We start from the raw sequence: 16,748 nt of genomic DNA on the forward strand, positions 1-16,748 counted from the left end.
TTTCTTTGGTTTAGAGCCGGATGAAATCATCCGGCTCGGAGAATTACTTCTCTTCGGCCTCCGGGGCCGCCGTCTCTTCCACAGCTTCCGTGGTCGCTTCCGTCTCCGGCTTCATCGCCGACGAGCCGGCAACGGTCGCGATGGTGAAATCGCGATCGGAGATGACCGGCTTGACGCCGGCCGGCAGCTTGACCGCCGAGATGTGGATCGAATCACCGATGTCGGTGCCGGTGAGATCGACGGTGATGAACTCCGGGATCGCGTTGGCCGGGCAGTGGAACTCGACTTCGTGACGAACGATGTTGAGCACGCCGCCGCGCTTGATGCCTGGCGACTTGTCCTCATTGATGAAGTGGACAGGCACGTCGACATTGACTTCGGTGTCCTTGCCGATGCGCAGGAAGTCGACATGGACAGGAAAATCCTTGACCGGGTCGAGCTGGAAATCCTTCGGCAGGACCTGGATCTTCTTGCCGTCGACATCGATCGTGGCGATCGTGGTCAGGAACCCGCCGCCATGGATCTTGTAGAAGATGTCCTTATAGTTGAGCGCAATCGCCAGGGGAGGCTGCTTGTCGCCGTAGATAACTGCAGGCACTTTACCGTCGCGACGAACTGCACGGGCGGACCCCTTACCGACCTGTTCGCGCGCTTCGGCTTTCAGCTCATAAGTATCGTGGCTCATGGCATTTCCTTTCGCGTGTTGTGGAGCGTTCGCGGCCGGCAAACCCGTCCGTAAACGTCGAAAGCCGTCGCGGCCTTGCACGATCTGTCGATGCGTTTGGCGATCCAAAAGCGTCTTGGGGATCATGCAGGCCTGGCCGGCCTTCCTCCGCGTTGCCTCCAAGGGTGTCTACGCGGGTGGCGGCTCTATAGCGGAAGGCGGCCAAGGGTGCAAGCGGTTGGGCCGGAAGGCTTGCAGGCGGTTTTCCGGTGCCGAAAGGATAAACCGGAAATCCGATTTGCGGCAAATGTAGGAACGCGCAGTTCTCAGCCGTCCTGCGGCATGTGGCCAGGCCCATGGGGACCGATATGAGACTTCTGTTCAGCCGCAATCCCAATCCTCGCCTCGCGGTCGCGACGGCGCGCCATCTGAAGGCGGAGATCGCGTTCGAGTTCGCATCGCCCATGGCGCCGGGGCAGGCCGAACGCTATCGTGCGCTCAACCCCACTCTGACCTTGCCGATCCTGATCGGGCCGGGATGGAGCCTTTGGGAGGCCGACGCCATCGCCTGCCGGCTTTCGCGCGAGACGCATTCGGATTTCTGGCGCAGCGGGGAGGACGAGCCGGACATGATCCGCTGGATCAGCTGGGGCAAGGGACGGTTCGCTTTCGCTTGCGACATGGTGCATTTCGAGCGTGGGACCAAGCAGCGCTATGGGCTCGGTCCGATCGATCAAGCGCTGGTCGAGGAGGGATTGAGACAGTTCCACACAGCCGCCGCGATCCTCGAGCCCGAGCTTGCCGGACGCGATTGGCTGGTCGGCAATTCCGTCTCCTATGCCGATTTCCGCATGGCGACATTCCTGCCTTTCAACGATGCCGCCCGATTGCCGCTCGGCGACTACCCCTCTATTCGCCGCTGGTATGGCCGGCTCGAGGCGATCGATGCCTGGCGCGACCCGTTCCAGGGGCTGGAAGCGCCGCAGCTGCCGCCGGTCGACTGAATGGTATGCGTCGCGGCGATGGCTTATCCCAGACGCAAGCCGTGCCGCTCGGCCAGTGCCGGAATGCTGGAGAAGTCGATATCGAGTTCATAGCGGGCGACGATCTCACCGATTGCGGCCTCGTCCACGGGCTGGGCAGCCAGCAGCGGCGCCAATTCGCGAAAATAACCTTCAAATCCGGCCGGGGATATCAGCTCGAGCAGACGCGCCTCGTCGTCACCGGCGTTCCAGAACGCATGCGGCACGCCACGCGGCTTCATAACCAGGTCTCCCGGTCCGGCCACCAGGATCTGCTCACCAAGCTGCAATCCGATGCTCCCTTGGAGGATGTAGGAATATTCGTCTTCGTTGCGGTGGGTGTGCAATGGAGCGCCGAGCGCACGTGCAGGCAATCGATGTTCGATGAGGCTGAATGCCCGGTTGGTCGTATTGCCGTCGATCATGTAGCGGGCGCTAAGAGCAAAGAGATATACGAGTTGGCCCTCGTCGGGACCTAGCACGTTGCGGGCGGTTTCCATGACGCGTTTCCATTTCGGCTTACACATTGTAAGCTGATAATGTATGACTACATGGGAGCTGTCAAGTTTCATCTAACGCGATGTAAGGCGAAATTTGTGACCACGCGAAAATATGAGCAGAAGAAGCGTGCGAAGCGGGCAGCGGAGACGCGGCAATCGATTTTGGATGCGACCATCGAACTCCACCGCACTGTCGGGCCGGCAGCGACGCAAATCAGTGAAATCGCCAGCCGCGCCGGCGTGCAGCGAGTGACAGTCTACGACCACTTTCCCGACGAGCAGTCGCTGCTTGCCGCATGCTCATCCCACTGGCGGGAGCTTCATCCAGTGCCGGATCCGGCTGCCTGGCTCTCGATCGAAAGTCCGTCCAGGCGAATCCGTCGGGTTCTGTCGGATCTTTACGGCTGGTATCGCGAGACGGAACCGATGACCGCCAACGTGATGCGTGACGCAGAATTGCGACCAGCTCTCAAGCAAATCATAGAGAAAGGTCTGGGCCAGTACCTTGATGCCGTTCGCCGGGTCCTGATGGAGGCGGCACGGCCCGATAGTGAGCGGCGAATGCGCGTGGATGCCGCCGTGCAAGCTGCCATCAGTTTCCATATCTGGCGCGCGCTCAGTCCCCTGGGCGACAGCGAGGCCGCGGAACTTGCCGCCGGCCTGATCGAGTTGGCGGTGGCTCCCTGAGGGTTTCCCAGCATTGGCCGAACGTGCCGGCGCCATCCAAGGACAGTTCCCGTTGCGATCCGCTTGTCGGCAGTCGAGCCTCGCCGTCAGCCGCCGCCCGCATGGGCCTTGCCGAATTCAGCGATGCATATCCCAGGCAGCTCTCCGGCGGCATGGCGCAGCGCGTCGGCATCGCCAGGGCACTGACGGTGCAGCCAGAAATCCTGCTGCTCGACGAGCCGCTCGGGGCGCTCGACGCCATGACCAAGATCTCCATGCAGGAGGAGCTGGCGCGCATCTGGAGCGAGGAGAATGTCACCATGGTTATGGTGACCCATGACCTTGAAGAGGCGATCTATCTTGCCGACAGGGTGCTGATACTGCCCAGGGAGAAAGGCGGCGCGGCGCGACACTAAGGTGATATTCAGGTGATGCCGGCCCGACCTTGAATCTCAATTAGCCTTAGGCGGTGTCCACCGTCGGGCCGCGGCTTAAAGCATTGCGCAGCGATTGGATTTGCCGGTTCAGGGCATCGAGTTCAGCCAGCTTCATGCCTGAGCGCTCGATCAGGGTCTCGTTCAGGCAATTGCACCGGACGAGCAGCGTACGTCCGGCGGCGGTGAGATCGACCTGCACCTGGCGCTCGTCGTTCTGGCTGCGCTGGCGGGTGACAAGGCCAGCCTGTTCCATGCGTTTCACCAGCGGCGTGATGGTGCTCGATTCGAGGGCCAGCCGATGCGCGATGCTGCCCACCGACATGCCGTCCGTCTCTCCCAGCGCATTAAGCACGAGATATTGCGGATAGGTGATCCCCATCTCGTCCAGCATTGGCTTGTAGGTGCGGTTGATCGCCATGCTGGTGGCGTAGAGGGTAAAGCAGAGCTGATTGTCCAACGGGAGAGGCACGGCGCATTCCTTTGCCGACTGAGCATCCTTTATGTACCACGGGAAATGGTATCGCGATACATATTTTCGTGGACAAGGCTCCCGATCTCCATTACGAGATAGTTATCGCGATATTGTTTATCGCGCTAATATAAGGAGATTGAGATGACCTCGCAGACCAAGTCGGGTTCGGGCAGCGGCACGATCACCACGAAGGACGGAACGCAGATCTTCTACAAGGACTGGGGGACTGGCCAGCCGGTCGTCTTCCACCATGGCTGGCCGCTGAGCAGCGACGACTGGGACGCCCAGATGCTGTTCTTCCTGGCACAGGACTACCGCGTCATCGCCCATGACCGGCGCGGCCATGGCAGGTCTAGCCAGACCGATACCGGCAACGAGATGGACACCTATGCCGCGGATGTGGCTGCGCTCGCGGAGCATCTCAACCTCAAGGATGCCATCCACGTCGGTCATTCGACAGGCGGCGGCGAGGTCGCGCGCTATGTCGCGCAATATGGCGGCGGAGGCCGTGTCGCCAAGGCCGTGCTGATCGGTGCGGTGCCGCCGATCATGTTGAAGACGCCGGCCAATCCCGGCGGCCTGCCGATCGAGGTGTTCGACGGTTTCCGCGCGGCGCTGGCGGCCAACCGGGCCCAGTTCTTCCACGACGTGCCGGCCGGCCCGTTCTACGGCTTCAACCGTCCCGGCGCCCAGGCTTCCGAAGGTGTCATCGACAATTGGTGGCGCCAGGGCATGATGGGCGGCGCCAAGGCGCATTACGACTGCATCAAGGCCTTCTCCGAGACAGACTTCACCGAGGACCTGAAGAAAATCGACGTGCCGGTGCTGGTCATGCATGGCGACGACGACCAGATCGTCCCGATCGCCGACTCCGCGCTCATCTCGATCAAGCTGCTCAAGAAGGGCGAGCTCAAGGTCTACAAGGGTTTCCCGCACGGCATGGCAACGACCCATGCGGATGTCATCAACGCCGACCTGCTGGCCTTCTTCAAGGCCTGAGGCTGCCTGCCAAAACGCGAAAGCACCCGCCTCGGGCGGGTGCTGCAAGGATGACGTTCCTTTCGACGAGAAGCCAGCACCCGGCCGCCGATATCATCTCCAGACTTGGCATCGAAAAATGGTACTGTCGCCTCTGGAGAAGGGGGCAAGAAAATGAGCGCCGTCGTAGGATCGCTGCTTGATGCCGGCGGTTGCAGCATCACGCCGATCCGATGAGATATGTTTCGCTGGGAACGTATCCGATCCGGCAGCCGGTCCAGGGCGGCCAACTGCGGGCGAACGCCATCCACAAGGTCCTGCGGGATTGTGGGTGGGAAACACGCCATGTCCTCGTTACTCCCAACCGCGGCGCCAGGCGGGAAATGGAGGCCGGCGATCTTTTCATCGAGATGCCGCGCCGGTTTCGCAAGCAGATGGCCAGGCGCAAATGGCGTTCCGATGTTGCCACCGCCGAATTCGTCGCGCGGAGCAGGTCCCATCGTCTTGAAATCGCGAGGTTTCTCGACGATTTCAGGCCGGATGTCATCGCGGTGGAGCAATGCTGGCTCTGGCCGGCTTTGCGAGAGTATGTTGAAACGTGCTCGCCCGAGGCGCGTTTTTCAATCGTCTACAGCTCGCACAACGTCGAACAGCAATTGCTGGCGCAAGAGGCCGCGATAGCGGGCGCGGGAACCGACCTCTGGAGCGCTCGACGCGCGGCGGACATCGAGTCCGATCTTGCCGCAAATGCGGACCTGGTGGTCGCGGTCAGCGAGCAGGATGCAGCCTATTTTCGCACGCTCAATCCAAGCGTGGTGGTCGCCGCCAACGGCGTATGGCCGCGGGAAACGCCCGTCGGCCTCGATCGCTGGGCATCGCGGTTCGCCGGCCTGCGCACGGCACTGTTCGTCGGATCGGGCCAATCCGCCCAACGCCCGCGGTTTTCTCCAGATGACGGGTCCGGACCTTGGTTTCCTCTCAGCCTCGGAGCGGATTGTGGTGGTCGGCGGCGTTGCCGATCAGATCCGCAACGGTCCCGGATTCCTGCGGCACCGTGGCGCGGACAATGCCCGGGTCGAGTTGCTTGGCACGCAGGACGGCGCGACCCTTAGCGCGCTGATCGAGCTTGCCGACGTCGTGATGCTTCCGATCGTCGAAGGCGGCGGCACGAACATCAAGACCGCGGAAGCGCTGTACAACCGCAAGCCGGTCGTGGCGACAACCTTCGCGTTGCGCGGCTACGAGCAATTCAAGCATTGGCGGAATGTCCGGCTGGCGGACAGGCCGGAAGACTTCCGGGATGTGCTTGCCCAGGCGCTCAGAAGCGAACCTGAAGCGCTGAATTCGGCGGACATCGCACAGCTCGACACGCTGCTTTGGAGTTCGACGCTCCGAAAGCTTCCCGAGCTGTTCGCAGCGCTGCCGAGGCGGCAACGCCAGCCGGCGGCGAACCCGGCCGATGGCCGGGGTCGCTTTCTTCACGCCCTTTTGCAACGCCTGGGTTTGAGGCGAAGGAGCTGATCTCGTCGCGAGGGCGACGAGGGAAGAAGCTGCTTGTTGGGCAAAGCAAGCGTCGCGCCATGGGATGCCGCCGCCGGCTCCGGAACCTTCAGGGTTCCGAACCCGGCGGCGATCTTTTGTTGATCGGCAGGTTGGCCGCTGACCCGATCGGCTCAGGCCTTCGCTTGCTTCATGTTGGGCAGGAAGACAGTCAGCAGGCCAAGCAAGGGCAGGTACGAGCAGATCTGGTAGACGAAGTCGATGCCCTTCATGTCGGCGACGACGCCGAGCACAGCGGCGGCGATGCCGCCCATGCCGAAGGCGAAGCCGAAGAAGATGCCGGCGATCATGCCGACGCGGCCCGGGACCAGCTCCTGCGCGAAGACGACGATGTTGGAGAAGGCCGACGACAGGATCAGGCCGATCAGCACGGTGAGCACCATCGTCCATTCCAGATTGGCGTAGGGCAGCGCCAGCGTGAAGGGCAGCACGCCGACGATCGAGAACCAGATCATCGCCTTCTGGCCGTAGCGGTCGCCGAAGGGGCCACCGAGCAGGATGCCCAGCGCCGAGGCGCCGAGGAAGAGGAACAGCATCACCTGGCTCATCTGCACCGAAACGCCGAATTTATGCATGGCGTAGAAGGTGTAGTAGCTGGAGAGCGAGGCGATATAGGCGTTCTTGGTCAGCACCAGCAACGTCAGCACGGCCAGCGCCCACATGACCTTCTTGCGCGCGAAGGGCGAGACATGGGCAGCCTGCTTGCGGGTGGCCAGCGAGGCGCGCAGCCGGCTGTACCAGCCGCCGACCCGCCACAAAACGACGATGCCGATCAGCGAGCCGACGGCGAACCAGGAAATGCTGGTCTGGCCGAACGGCACGACGATGAAGGCGGCGAGCAACGGGCCCATTGCCTGGCCGAAATTGCCGCCCACCTGGAACAGCGATTGCGCCAGGCCGAACCGGCCGCCCGAGGCGAAACGGGCGATACGCGAGGATTCCGGATGGAAGATCGCCGAGCCGATGCCGATCAGAGAGGCGCCGATCAGCAGCAGCCAGTAATGGCCGGCATGGGCGAGGACAACCAGGCCGACCAGCGACGAGGCCATGCCCCAAGGCAAGGAGTAGGGCATCGGCTTCTTGTCGGTGATCATGCCGATCACCGGCTGCAGCAGCGAGGCCGTCACCTGGAAGGTGAAGGTCAAAAGGCCGATCTGCCAGAAATCGAGACCGTAATTGTCCTTGAGCAGCGGATAGATCGCCGAAAGCAGCGACTGCATGATGTCGTTGACGCAGTGGCAGAAGCTCACCGCAAGAATGACGGTGAAGGCCGTCGCTTGCGCCGAGATGTTGCTTGCCGGCGCCGGTGCGGCGACGGAGGTGGCGGTCGTATCAGTCAAGGCAATGCTCCGTAGTCTTGTTGGAGCATGATCTTGTCCGAAAACCGGTTCCCACTTTTCGGGATCATGCTCTAGGCGGCGAACCGCAGCCGGCCTTATAGGCCCGTTGCCAAGCGACTTCTTTCGTGGTTTGGTCCAATAGTTTCGCAAGTGGGCCACATCGATGCCGCATGGCAAGGAGATATTCAAGGGCGACGCCGCCGAGCTCGGCCGGCTGCATGAAAGCCGCTGGCAATGGCTGGAACAGGCCGTCGGGCCGGCGGTCGCGCTGCCGACCGAATATCCGGACGGCTATCACGTGCCGCAGCACCGCCACAGCCGCAGCCAACTGCTGCACGCGCTGGTCGGCGTGGTCCTGGTGACGACCAGGCGCGGGCGCTGGATGGTGCCGCCCGACCATGCGATGTGGATACCGGCCGGCATCGAGCATTCCGTCGAGATGTTGGGCGACGTCTCGATGCGCTCGGTCTATGTGATGCCGGGCGCCATTGCCGGCCTGCCGGACAGCTTGCGCGTCGTCGGCATCACCGAGCTGATGCACAGCCTGATCGTCGAATCGGAGAAGCTGCCGCAGGGCGGCGAGCTCGAAGGGCGGGCGGCGCTCGTCATGGGACTGCTGCTGCACGAGATCCCGAACCTGCCGGAACGGCCGCTCGGCTTGCCTTTCCCGTCCGATCCGAAGCTCGCGGCGCTTTGCCGGCGCTTCGTGGCGGCCCCTTCGCCGCATGCGACGATCGACGAATGGTCGGATGCCGCGGGCATGAGCCGGCGCTCGTTCACCCGCGCCTTCCATCGCCAGACCGGGCTGTCGCTGTCGACCTGGCGCCAGCAGGCCTGCCTTTTCGCGGCGTTGCCAAGGCTCGCCGACGGCGAGCCGATCACCAGGGTGGCGCTCGATCTCGGCTATGACAGCGTGCCGGCCTTCATCACCATGTTCAAGCGCATGCTCGGCGCGTCGCCGCGCGGCTATATGCGCGGGGCGCGCGATGCCGGTGAAAACCCGCGCCGCACGGGCGGTCCGATCGCCGCGTGAAACAGCGTCGTCAGCATTGAGTTGATGCGTCGGTTCTCAGTCTGGTGCCGTTTGCCGAATACTGGTTGCAAATTGCAATTGGTTATGTTTCCCTTTGTAAGGAGACAAAATCGGAGGAACGCTGGTGGCGACGATCGTCTATGCCATGCTGACGTCGCTGGACGGCTACATAGCCGGGCCGAGCGGAGACACCGACCTGCCGGTTCCCGAGGAAGACTTGCATCGGCATTTCAACGACGAGATGAGGCGGACGTCGATCGCGCTGTGCGGGCGCAGGATGTATGAAACCATGCGTTTCTGGGACAGCCCGGAACGCGATATCGCGGCTGAGGACGTCGAGCGGGATTTTGCCCGCGCGTGGCGGGAGACGCCGAAGGTCGTGTTTTCGACCACGCTTCAGGAGGTCGGGCCGAATGCCCGCCTGGTGAAGGCCGATGCGGAGGCGGTGGCAAGGACCCTCAAGGCGGATACAGATGGCGAGATCTCGGTCTCCGGCGCCGACCTTGCCGGGCACCTTGCGCGTGCTGGCCTGATCGACGAATACCGGCTTTACATGCATCCGGTCGTGCTAGGCGGCGGCAAGCCCTATTTCCGGTCCGGCCTGTCGCTGGCGTTGAGGCCGCTCGGTACGGAGCGCCTCGCGCAAGGGGTCACGCTGCTGCGCTATGCGCCCGCGGCGATTGGCCACAACTAGTCGAAACAGGCTCGACGGTTCTGCATTGGGTACCTCAAAAACAGAAACAATTTTTCGCTGAGGTGCCGCGACGGCTATCGGTGCAAGGTATCCTCAATTGATATTCAGCCAATCATGAGGAACGCGATGCGTGCTACAAAGCCGGTCGAAATATGTGAGGAAATCCTTCGCGCAGGATTGAAATATAATACAGAGCGCCAAATTTTGCCCAGTGAAAATGCGGTTGCGGGGCGTCTTCTTTCGCGGCGGGAGGAACTGATCGATGCCTACGATGAGTTATATGATAAACTGCACAATCGATCTCATGCACTAGATTCGTTCTTTGGCGCGCTTTTGAGTGCGGCTGCTTTTTGGAGCCCAGAAAAACTAGTTGCAACACGGAAAAAGAAGGGGCGACTTGAGGCAATAAACCGAGAAATTGCAATCAAGGCCACAGATTTGGCCAACCTCCTTGATGAGAGAAGCACGCTTCACAATCACTCTCAATTTTATACCGATACGCATTACGATGTGTGTGGCGTGATAGAGGCTGCGGCAAGGGAAAATCACCTCTTTCAATCTTGGGTGCGCGCAGAGTTTGCTAATTTAAGCGGCCGATTCGACCTGAAATACTGGCCAACTCTTGGGGATTTTGCACGAGAGCTGGCAGTTGATGCGGAGAATGCGAGCGCCCTAGCTACCGATCCCCTGACAGAAGCCGGAACTAAAGCCTCTCGCCCTTCGCTCTCTGATTTCTTCAAAGCATTTTTCGCCGCGATCCAAGAGAATAGTCGTCAGAACCACGGCGCGATACCGAACAACCTAAAGCTAACCGATGGCACCTACGCTTCGCTGGCGAATTGCGCTTTGGGCCTTTCTCCAGAGAAGCTTGTTGATTCGACATACGTCAAGCGGCTGCGTCAACGTCAACGAGACACAGATGGAAAGAGCTAGCTGGTTGGCGAGCCTGCTGATCGCCTTGATAAGCGCAGGAGCCTTCGGTCGACGTCCGCTCGGGCCGCCTTCGCCTAATCGAAAAGGCTCGATACCGATTCCTCGGTCGCGGTGCGCGAGATCGCTTCGCCCAACAGGTCGGCGATCGAAATGACACGGATGTTCGGGGCGTCGAGCACGCCCTGCGTCGGCTGAATGGAATCGGTGATCACCAGTTCCTGCAGCTTCGAGCCGGCGATACGGGCAACGGCGCCGCCGGAGAGCACGCCATGGGTGATGTAGGCGGTGACGGAGGTCGCGCCATTGGCCAGCAGCGCGTCGGCCGCGTTGCAAAGCGTGCCGCCGGAATCGACGATGTCGTCGATCAGGAGGCAGTCCTTGCCGGCGACGGCGCCGATGATGTTCATGACTTCCGATTCGCCGGGACGCTCGCGGCGCTTGTCGACGATGGCGAGTTGCGCGTCGAAGCGCTTGGCCAGCGCGCGCGCCCGCACCACGCCGCCAATGTCGGGCGACACGACGACGACATTGCCGAGCTGCTTGTACTTGGCCTTCACATCGCGGGCCATCACCGGCACCGAGAACAGATTGTCGGTCGGGATGTCGAAGAAACCCTGGATCTGGCCGGCATGGAGATCAAGCGTCAGCACGCGGTCGGCGCCGGCGCGGGTGATCATGTTGGCGACCAGCTTGGCCGAGATCGGCGTGCGGCCCGAGGCGCGGCGGTCCTGCCTTGCATAGCCGAAATAGGGGATGACCGCCGTGATGCGCCGCGCCGAGGAGCGCATGAAGGCATCCATCATGATGAGCAGTTCCATCAGATGGTCGTTGGTCGGATAAGAGGTCGACTGCAGGATGAAAACATCCTCGCCGCGCACGTTTTCCTGGATCTCGACGAAGATCTCCTGGTCAGCGAAGCGCCTGACGCTGGCCTTGCCCAGCGGGACGTTGAGATAGCGAGCGACCGCCTCGGCCAGCACCCGATTGGAATTGCCCGCGAAAAGCTTCATGCACCGTTCCTGGTGAAGGATGGAGAGGCCGGAGAGACTCTCATGCGCCTTTTAAGCGGGCTTTTAGCGGGCCGGGCCGGTATTGCAAGCCTCGTCGTCGGGAATCCTTCCGGTGGCCGCAACAAACACGGAAAACATCGCAAGCCGGCAACAGTTTGGCCGGCAACAGTTCGGCCCGCGCCGGTCCGGTCAACCGGCGCCGCCGCTGCCGAGCCAGGCGGCGAACTGGTCGATCGTCTGGTCGGCAATGGCCTGCATGGTCGCGGGCGCTACCGCGGGCCAGCCTTCGCCGCTGCCGGCCGCGGGCGCCTTCTGCTGGCCATTGATGCGGTGCAGGCGATTGCCGGAGGGGTCGTAGATGTCCCAGACATAGATGACGGTCGTGTCCTTGCCCTCGGACATCGTCGAAAAATAGCCCTTCAGCACATGCGTGGCCGTCTGGTCGGTGCTGCCGACAAGCGTCAGACCGCGTTGCCGGGCACGGGCCTGCAGTTCCGCCGTCAAGGGCGCCGCAGCCTCCACGGACGCGCCGACGATCGGCGCCACCTGCAGCCGCGTCTTGGCGACAGCCGCGGTCTGGGCCGGTGTCCTGGATGTCGCGGGCGACGCTGTGGCGGAAGGCGCGGGCGAAGGAGCGGGCGCGGTCGTGGTCGGCGTTGTGGCCGTCGTCGATGTGCCCTGCGAAGAGGTCGAAGACTGGGCCGAGCCCGCCGGCGGGGTGATCGCCGAAGGCTCCAGGACGTCCTTGGCATTGGTGCAGGCGCCAAGCGCCAGCGCCGCAAGCAATGACACGGTCGTCACCTGCGATCGTCTCATTTGCCTGAAAACTCCCCTGCTGGCGAACGCCCCCGCGTGAACGAACGATTATGGATTCACTGCACGATCAAGTCGAGATCATGGCGCGACAGCGGCTTCGGCGCCGATTCCGTGGTGAGGTAGGTGCGGCCAAGCGTCATCGCGGTCTCGGTCTCGGAGTCCATGATGATCATATGCGCGAACAGCGTCATGTTGGGCGCGATCGGTTCCATGTTGCCCTGGTAGAACATCGGCATGTCCATCCAGGACGGCGTGAAGCGCGCGCCGACCGAATAGCCGCAGGCGTTCAGCCGGTGCTTGGTCAGATTGTGCGCTTCGAGCGTGCGGGCATGCGCGTCGAAGACGTCGCCGAAAGTGTTGCCCGGCGTCATTGCCTTTTCGACCGCGAGCAGGGCGGCGCGGGATGCGTCGAACAATTCCTGATGACGTTTCGACGCCTTGCCGGTCAAAACGGTGCGCATCATGGGGGCATGATAGTGGTGGAAGACGCCGGCCCATTCGAGCGTCAGCTGGTCGTTCTTGGTGAGCTTGCGGCGGCCGGCCTTATAGCGGCAAAGCAAGGCATCGGCCCCGGAGCCAATGATATACTCATTGGCGGGATAGTCGCCGCCGCCGGCAAAGACCGCGCCCTGCATGGCGGCAAGGATCAGCCCTTCGTCGCCGCCTTGCTTGATCAGGGGCAGGGCGGCATCCAGCGCGTCGTCGGAAAGATTGGCGGCCTTTTCCGCCTTGGCGATCTCGGCCGGGCTCTTGAACAGGCGTAGCCGGCCGACGATGCCGGAAGCATCGGCGATCTGGCCGAAGGTCTGCAACTGCTCGTCCAGGCGGCGACCATTGTAGGCGGTCAAGCCATGGGTGTCGTATTCGACGCCGATGCGGGCGCCGAGCAGATCGAGGTCGTTAAGCAGGTTGCGCAGGTCGATCGCCGGATTGGCCCCCTGACGATCGGTCCACAGCACGATGTTGTCGATGGTCGAGGTGTGGCGCGCCTGCCTCAGATCGGCCGAACGGGTGAGCAGCACCATCGAGCCGTCGGCCTTCACCACCAGGCACTGGAAGAAGCAGAAGCCGAACGTGTCGTAGCCGGTCAGCCAATACATGCTCTCCTGCGCGAACAGGAGCACGGCGTCGAGCTTCTTCTCGGCCATCTCGATCAGCAGCCGGTCGCGCCGCGCGTCGAATTCCGAACGTTCGAAATGCAGCGCCATTATTCTTTCTCCAGAACGATTGCCGAAACCTGGCGCCCGTAATCTGCTTCCTTGCGGTGTGTGGTACGCCGGTAGGAATAGAACAGGTCTTCTTCCGCATAGGTGCAGCGGCCAAGCCCCTCGGCGGTCACGCCGGCCTTGCGCAGCCGGTCGACCGTATATCGGTTGAGATCGAACATCGAGTGGCCGGCGGTCCTCGATGGCCTGAAATAGCGATGATTGCCGGCGTCGGCCTCGACGAAGCGGGCGACGAATTCCGGCCCGACCTCGTAATTGTCGGGGCCGATGGAAGGACCGAGCACGGCGACGATGCGCTCGCGGCTGGCGCCGAGGCTCTCCATCGCGGCGACGGTATTTTCCAGCACGCCGGTGAAGGCACCCTTCCAGCCCGCATGGGCGGCACCGATGACGCGCGCCTCGGCGTCGGCGAACAGCACCGGCCCGCAATCGGCGGTCGAGGCGCCGATGGCGATGCCCGGACGGTCGGTGACGATGGCGTCGGCTTTCGGGCGAGGGCCGGCGAAGGGTTGCCTGGCGACGACGACATCCGACGAATGGATCTGGTGCGCCGTCAACAGATGATCCGCCGGCACGCCCATCCAGGCGGCAACGCGCCGCCGGTTCTCGGCGACCAGCGTTTGGTCGTCGCTGGAACCGGTACCAATGTTGAGCCCCCGATAGATGCCGTCGGAGACGCCGCCGATGCGCGTGAAATAGCCGTGGCGCATGCCTTGCGCCTTTTCAAGCAGCGGCGAGCGCACTGGATCGGGTCTGGTCTGATTCAGCATGGTTGGGTTTGTCGTCCGTGTGGGGCCGTCTCGTCAAGGCGAAGTTCGGACGACGACGGGACCATGCGGCATGACCCACCCGTCGACCTCAGCCTGTTCTCGCGGCCGGCAGGATCTTCATCACCTTGAACAGCTCGCCCATCGCGTCGCGGCCGGCCAGGCGTTCGACCGCGTCCGAAATGGCTTGACGTGTCTTGGCATCGGCATCGGCGCCGAGCGTGCCGGCACGTTCGAGCAGCCCCATGCCGAGCAGGAATTCGCCCTGGGTCGACAATTGCACATCGAGACCGTGAGCGCGCGCCATATCGGCAAGTGGCGTGAAATCGACATGGGCGGTGAGATCGGCTTCACCTGGATTGGCCAGCACGTCTTCGCGCCGATGCCGGCGCAGCGCCTGGAAGGTGTCGCCGATCCCGGGCCGGAGGTGGCCGTAGTCGATGAAGAGGCCGGCGCCGCCCCGACCGGCGATGCGTTCGGCGATCACCGCCATCAGCGCCGAACGGGCAGGCGCCACTTCGACGACGGCGCCTTGCGGCGCATCGGCCGCGGCGGCCGGCAGCAGTGCCGGATCGACAGACCCCGCGCCGGCGAAGAAGCGCAGTTCATCGGCGCCATCGAGGCCGACCACGCGCTCGCGCCAGCTTTCGCCGACAAGGACGAACTGCCGGATCGGCACCGCGTCGAACAGCTCGTTGCCGACGATAAAGAGCGGCTGCCCCGGCAGCGTGCCGATGGTCTGGTGCCAGGCAAGCGGCGCGCTCTCGCCGGCAAGCGTCTGCTTCTGGATCTCAGCCAGCCGCGGGCTGGTCTCGATCATGGCAAAGGAGGCGCCGGCCACGAGCGCCGGGTCGAGCCGCGACCAGGTACGCAGCAAGTCCTTCATCAAGGTGCCGCGGCCGGGACCGATTTCGGCGAAGGTCGCAGGCAACGGCCGGCCGGCACCTTGCCAGGCCTGGTAGAGCCAGACGGCGACGAGCTCGCCGAACATCTGGCTGATCTCGGGCGCGGTGATGAAGTCGCCGGCGGCGCCGAAGGGCTCGTGCGTCGTGTAATAGCCCTCGTCGGGATCGAACAGGCAGAGCGCCATATATTCGCTGACCGGGATCGGCCCCGCCGCGCCGATCAGGCCTATGATGCGCTCCTTCAGCCGGGTCATGCCGCCCGCGGCTCGGCCGCCGGCCTTGCGGTGACCATAGCCCAGATGCCGGCCAGCACCATCGGCGTGGACAGGATCATGCCCATGGTCAGCCAGCCGGTGCCGAGCAGATAGCCGAGCTGCTGGTCGGGCTCGCGGAAGAACTCGACGAAGATGCGCGACAGGCCGTAGCCGCAGATGAAGGCGCCGCCGACGAAGCGCGGCGTCTTCAGCTTCAGGCGCGAATGGGTGAGGAAGCGCAGCACCAGGAACAGCACCAGGCCTTCGAGCAGCGCCTCGTAGAGCTGGCTGGGGTGGCGGGTGAACGGGCCGCCATTGGGGAATTCGATCGCCCAGGGCACGTCCGACGGCCGGCCCCAAAGCTCCGAATTGATGAAGTTGGCGACACGGACCAGGCCGAGCCCGACCGGTACGCCGGCCGACACCACATCGAACAATGTCCAGGTGGGAATGCGGCGCTTGAGCGAAAACAGCGTCATGGCGAGGATGACGCCGAGCAGGCCGCCATGGAACGACATGCCGCCCTGCCAGACCGCTAAGATGTCGAGCGGATGCGCGATGTAGCGCGGCAGGTCGTAGAAGAGCACGTAGCCGGTGCGCCCGCCGAGCACGACGCCGATCGCCGCCCAGACGATGAAATCGTCGAGGTCCCCGGGCTTCATCGGCAGATTGCCGTCGGGCCACAGGCGCGGGTTGGTGACCAGGCGCTTGGCGTACCACCAGGCAAAGAGGATGCCGACGATATAGCCGACACCATACCAATGCACTGCCAGCGGCCCGATATGGACGATGACCGGATCGATGTTGGGGAAGGGCAGGGAGGCCAGCGGCAGCAGGAAATATTCGCTCAAAACGGGTCCCCGATGACGGTCACGATTGGGCGCGGACCATGCGGCAGGGTTTTGGCGCGGTCAAGGCAAGGTCAATTTCGCAGCCGACCGTCACGTCTCAGGGAACAGAATCCGCTCATAATCCGTCGCGCCGTGAAGGATATGCAGCACTTCGACGGCATCCATATGGATGCGGAAGAAAATCAGGTAATTGCCGTACACCCGACGGCGGATACCGGAGGACTGATGGCGTGGGACCAACTGACAACGTTCCGGCATTGTGCATAGTTCAATGCAGGCATTGCGCAATTCGCGAACGAAGGTCATCGCCCGGAATGGGTTGTCGCTGGCGATGTGATCGCCGATAGCCTCAAGGTCACCCTCGGCCTGGTCGGTAAATACCAGTAGTTTCACCTACGCTTCTCGGCCATCGCCTTATATTTGCTCTCCAGGCGATCGAACACGTCCGCGCCAGGTTTCACGCGTCCTGCGTCTGCGTCAGCGATGCCTCGAGCGAGGGCTGCATCGAGCGTGGCGAGTCGTTTCTCCCTTTCTTCAACGAGGCGGACACCCTCGCGCAACACCTCGCTTTTCGAATTGTAGCGACCGGTTTTGACGAGCCGGTTCACGACGTCTTCCAG

Annotated in this window: 20 protein-coding genes and 1 pseudogene; 9 read left to right on the forward strand and 12 right to left on the reverse strand. The window is 62.9% G+C overall.

What is annotated here, in order from left to right; translation table 11 throughout:
• Positions 1-43: 43 nt before the first annotated feature.
• The gene (locus FJ425_RS16410) at positions 44-685 is read right to left on the reverse strand and encodes a 50S ribosomal protein L25/general stress protein Ctc (RefSeq protein ID WP_140724843.1); all 642 of its coding nucleotides are present in this window, start codon (positions 683-685) and stop codon (positions 44-46) included.
• 347 nt (positions 686-1,032) lie between these two features.
• Between FJ425_RS16410 and FJ425_RS16415 the strand changes: the two genes are divergently transcribed.
• Complete coding sequence (locus FJ425_RS16415; RefSeq protein WP_140635456.1) at positions 1,033-1,668, forward strand: glutathione S-transferase family protein; 636 nt, start codon at positions 1,033-1,035, stop codon at positions 1,666-1,668.
• Positions 1,669-1,691: 23 nt separating this feature from the next.
• Here the strand turns inward: FJ425_RS16415 and FJ425_RS16420 are convergent, their stop codons facing one another.
• Entirely contained in the window at positions 1,692-2,186 is a 495-nt protein-coding gene (locus tag FJ425_RS16420; protein ID WP_210239107.1) for a cupin domain-containing protein, read from the reverse strand.
• Between the two features lie 96 nt (positions 2,187-2,282).
• Between FJ425_RS16420 and FJ425_RS16425 the strand changes: the two genes are divergently transcribed.
• Positions 2,283-2,873 carry a TetR/AcrR family transcriptional regulator gene (locus tag FJ425_RS16425; RefSeq protein ID WP_181175939.1) on the forward strand — a complete coding sequence of 197 codons (591 nt, stop codon included), beginning with the start codon at positions 2,283-2,285 and terminating at the stop codon, positions 2,871-2,873.
• A gap of 101 nt (positions 2,874-2,974) precedes the next feature.
• Positions 2,975-3,253: pseudogene (locus FJ425_RS16430) on the forward strand (ATP-binding cassette domain-containing protein); the annotation flags it as partial.
• Positions 3,254-3,314: 61 nt separating this feature from the next.
• On the opposite strand, the gene FJ425_RS16435 reads toward FJ425_RS16430, so the two are convergent.
• Positions 3,315-3,758 (reverse strand): MarR family transcriptional regulator, encoded by a 444-nt coding sequence (locus FJ425_RS16435; RefSeq protein ID WP_140635460.1) that lies wholly within the window; start codon positions 3,756-3,758, stop codon positions 3,315-3,317.
• A 144-nt stretch (positions 3,759-3,902) separates the two neighbouring features.
• Here FJ425_RS16435 and FJ425_RS16440 point away from each other — a divergent pair, with 144 nt between their 5' ends.
• The 3 genes from FJ425_RS16440 (at position 3,903) to FJ425_RS16450 (ending at position 6,260) form a co-directional block, all read left to right on the forward strand.
• On the forward strand, positions 3,903-4,760 hold the full coding sequence (locus FJ425_RS16440) for an alpha/beta hydrolase (RefSeq protein ID WP_140635461.1): 858 nt from the start codon (positions 3,903-3,905) through the stop codon (positions 4,758-4,760).
• Positions 4,761-4,951: 191 nt separating this feature from the next.
• Positions 4,952-5,851: a glycosyltransferase gene (locus tag FJ425_RS16445; RefSeq protein WP_181175941.1), complete on the forward strand. Its 900-nt coding sequence runs from the start codon at positions 4,952-4,954 to the stop codon at positions 5,849-5,851.
• Positions 5,739-6,260 carry a glycosyltransferase gene (locus FJ425_RS16450; RefSeq protein WP_181175943.1) on the forward strand — a complete coding sequence of 174 codons (522 nt, stop codon included), beginning with the start codon at positions 5,739-5,741 and terminating at the stop codon, positions 6,258-6,260. The genes FJ425_RS16445 and FJ425_RS16450 overlap by 113 nt, the downstream gene beginning before the upstream one ends.
• Positions 6,261-6,412: 152 nt before the next feature.
• On the opposite strand, the gene FJ425_RS16455 is transcribed toward FJ425_RS16450, so the two are convergent.
• Complete coding sequence (locus FJ425_RS16455) at positions 6,413-7,639, reverse strand: MFS transporter (protein WP_181165030.1); 1,227 nt, start codon at positions 7,637-7,639, stop codon at positions 6,413-6,415.
• Between the two features lie 163 nt (positions 7,640-7,802).
• Here FJ425_RS16455 and FJ425_RS16460 point away from each other — a divergent pair, with 163 nt between their 5' ends.
• From FJ425_RS16460 to FJ425_RS16470, 3 genes are all read left to right on the forward strand, one after another.
• Positions 7,803-8,672 (forward strand): helix-turn-helix transcriptional regulator, encoded by an 870-nt coding sequence (locus FJ425_RS16460; RefSeq protein ID WP_140635465.1) that lies wholly within the window; start codon positions 7,803-7,805, stop codon positions 8,670-8,672.
• Positions 8,673-8,796: 124 nt separating this feature from the next.
• Positions 8,797-9,366 (forward strand): dihydrofolate reductase family protein, encoded by a 570-nt coding sequence (locus FJ425_RS16465; RefSeq protein WP_140635467.1) that lies wholly within the window; start codon positions 8,797-8,799, stop codon positions 9,364-9,366.
• A 126-nt stretch (positions 9,367-9,492) separates the two neighbouring features.
• The gene (locus FJ425_RS16470; RefSeq protein ID WP_140635469.1) at positions 9,493-10,299 is read left to right on the forward strand and encodes a hypothetical protein; all 807 of its coding nucleotides are present in this window, start codon (positions 9,493-9,495) and stop codon (positions 10,297-10,299) included.
• 74 nt (positions 10,300-10,373) lie between these two features.
• Here FJ425_RS16470 and FJ425_RS16475 read toward each other — a convergent pair whose 3' ends face one another.
• The 8 genes from FJ425_RS16475 to FJ425_RS16510 all read right to left on the reverse strand — a co-directional run.
• On the reverse strand, positions 10,374-11,309 hold the full coding sequence (locus FJ425_RS16475; protein WP_095766529.1) for a ribose-phosphate pyrophosphokinase: 936 nt from the start codon (positions 11,307-11,309) through the stop codon (positions 10,374-10,376).
• A 189-nt stretch (positions 11,310-11,498) separates the two neighbouring features.
• Positions 11,499-12,125, reverse strand: a complete 627-nt coding sequence (locus FJ425_RS16480; protein ID WP_140635471.1) for a hypothetical protein — start codon at positions 12,123-12,125, stop codon at positions 11,499-11,501.
• A gap of 56 nt (positions 12,126-12,181) precedes the next feature.
• Entirely contained in the window at positions 12,182-13,333 is a 1,152-nt protein-coding gene (locus FJ425_RS16485; RefSeq protein WP_140543236.1) for a Xaa-Pro peptidase family protein, read from the reverse strand.
• Positions 13,333-14,121 (reverse strand): peptidoglycan editing factor PgeF, encoded by a 789-nt coding sequence (pgeF, locus tag FJ425_RS16490; RefSeq protein ID WP_140635473.1) that lies wholly within the window; start codon positions 14,119-14,121, stop codon positions 13,333-13,335. The genes FJ425_RS16485 and pgeF overlap by 1 nt, the downstream gene beginning before the upstream one ends.
• Positions 14,122-14,209: 88 nt before the next feature.
• The gene (locus tag FJ425_RS16495; RefSeq protein WP_140724849.1) at positions 14,210-15,277 is read right to left on the reverse strand and encodes a class I SAM-dependent methyltransferase; all 1,068 of its coding nucleotides are present in this window, start codon (positions 15,275-15,277) and stop codon (positions 14,210-14,212) included.
• Positions 15,274-16,128, reverse strand: coding sequence for a prolipoprotein diacylglyceryl transferase (gene lgt / locus FJ425_RS16500; protein WP_140724852.1), 855 nt, complete (start codon positions 16,126-16,128; stop codon positions 15,274-15,276). Before lgt ends, FJ425_RS16495 begins: the two co-directional genes overlap by 4 nt.
• Positions 16,129-16,218: 90 nt before the next feature.
• On the reverse strand, positions 16,219-16,521 hold the full coding sequence (locus tag FJ425_RS16505; protein ID WP_140724855.1) for a type II toxin-antitoxin system RelE/ParE family toxin: 303 nt from the start codon (positions 16,519-16,521) through the stop codon (positions 16,219-16,221).
• Positions 16,518-16,748: type II toxin-antitoxin system ParD family antitoxin (locus tag FJ425_RS16510; RefSeq protein ID WP_246677951.1), on the reverse strand; the 231-nt coding region annotated here is incomplete at its 5' end. The genes FJ425_RS16505 and FJ425_RS16510, both read right to left, overlap by 4 nt.

This window comes from Mesorhizobium sp. B2-7-2 (genome assembly GCF_006440775.1).
Lineage (GTDB): Bacteria > Pseudomonadota > Alphaproteobacteria > Rhizobiales > Rhizobiaceae > Mesorhizobium.

Coding starts and splice junctions, on each gene's coding strand:
- FJ425_RS16495 (WP_140724849.1), bottom strand. CDS start 15,277: ATGACCCGGCTGAAGGAGCGCATCATAGGCCTGATCGGCGCGGCGGGG.
- FJ425_RS16475 (WP_095766529.1), bottom strand. CDS start 11,309: ATGAAGCTTTTCGCGGGCAATTCCAATCGGGTGCTGGCCGAGGCGGTC.
- FJ425_RS16410 (WP_140724843.1), bottom strand. CDS start 685: ATGAGCCACGATACTTATGAGCTGAAAGCCGAAGCGCGCGAACAGGTC.
- FJ425_RS16415 (WP_140635456.1), top strand. CDS start 1,033: ATGAGACTTCTGTTCAGCCGCAATCCCAATCCTCGCCTCGCGGTCGCG.
- pgeF (WP_140635473.1), bottom strand. CDS start 14,121: ATGCTGAATCAGACCAGACCCGATCCAGTGCGCTCGCCGCTGCTTGAA.
- FJ425_RS16470 (WP_140635469.1), top strand. CDS start 9,493: ATGCGTGCTACAAAGCCGGTCGAAATATGTGAGGAAATCCTTCGCGCA.
- FJ425_RS16420 (WP_210239107.1), bottom strand. CDS start 2,186: ATGGAAACCGCCCGCAACGTGCTAGGTCCCGACGAGGGCCAACTCGTA.
- FJ425_RS16440 (WP_140635461.1), top strand. CDS start 3,903: ATGACCTCGCAGACCAAGTCGGGTTCGGGCAGCGGCACGATCACCACG.
- FJ425_RS16460 (WP_140635465.1), top strand. CDS start 7,803: ATGCCGCATGGCAAGGAGATATTCAAGGGCGACGCCGCCGAGCTCGGC.
- FJ425_RS16480 (WP_140635471.1), bottom strand. CDS start 12,125: ATGAGACGATCGCAGGTGACGACCGTGTCATTGCTTGCGGCGCTGGCG.
- FJ425_RS16485 (WP_140543236.1), bottom strand. CDS start 13,333: ATGGCGCTGCATTTCGAACGTTCGGAATTCGACGCGCGGCGCGACCGG.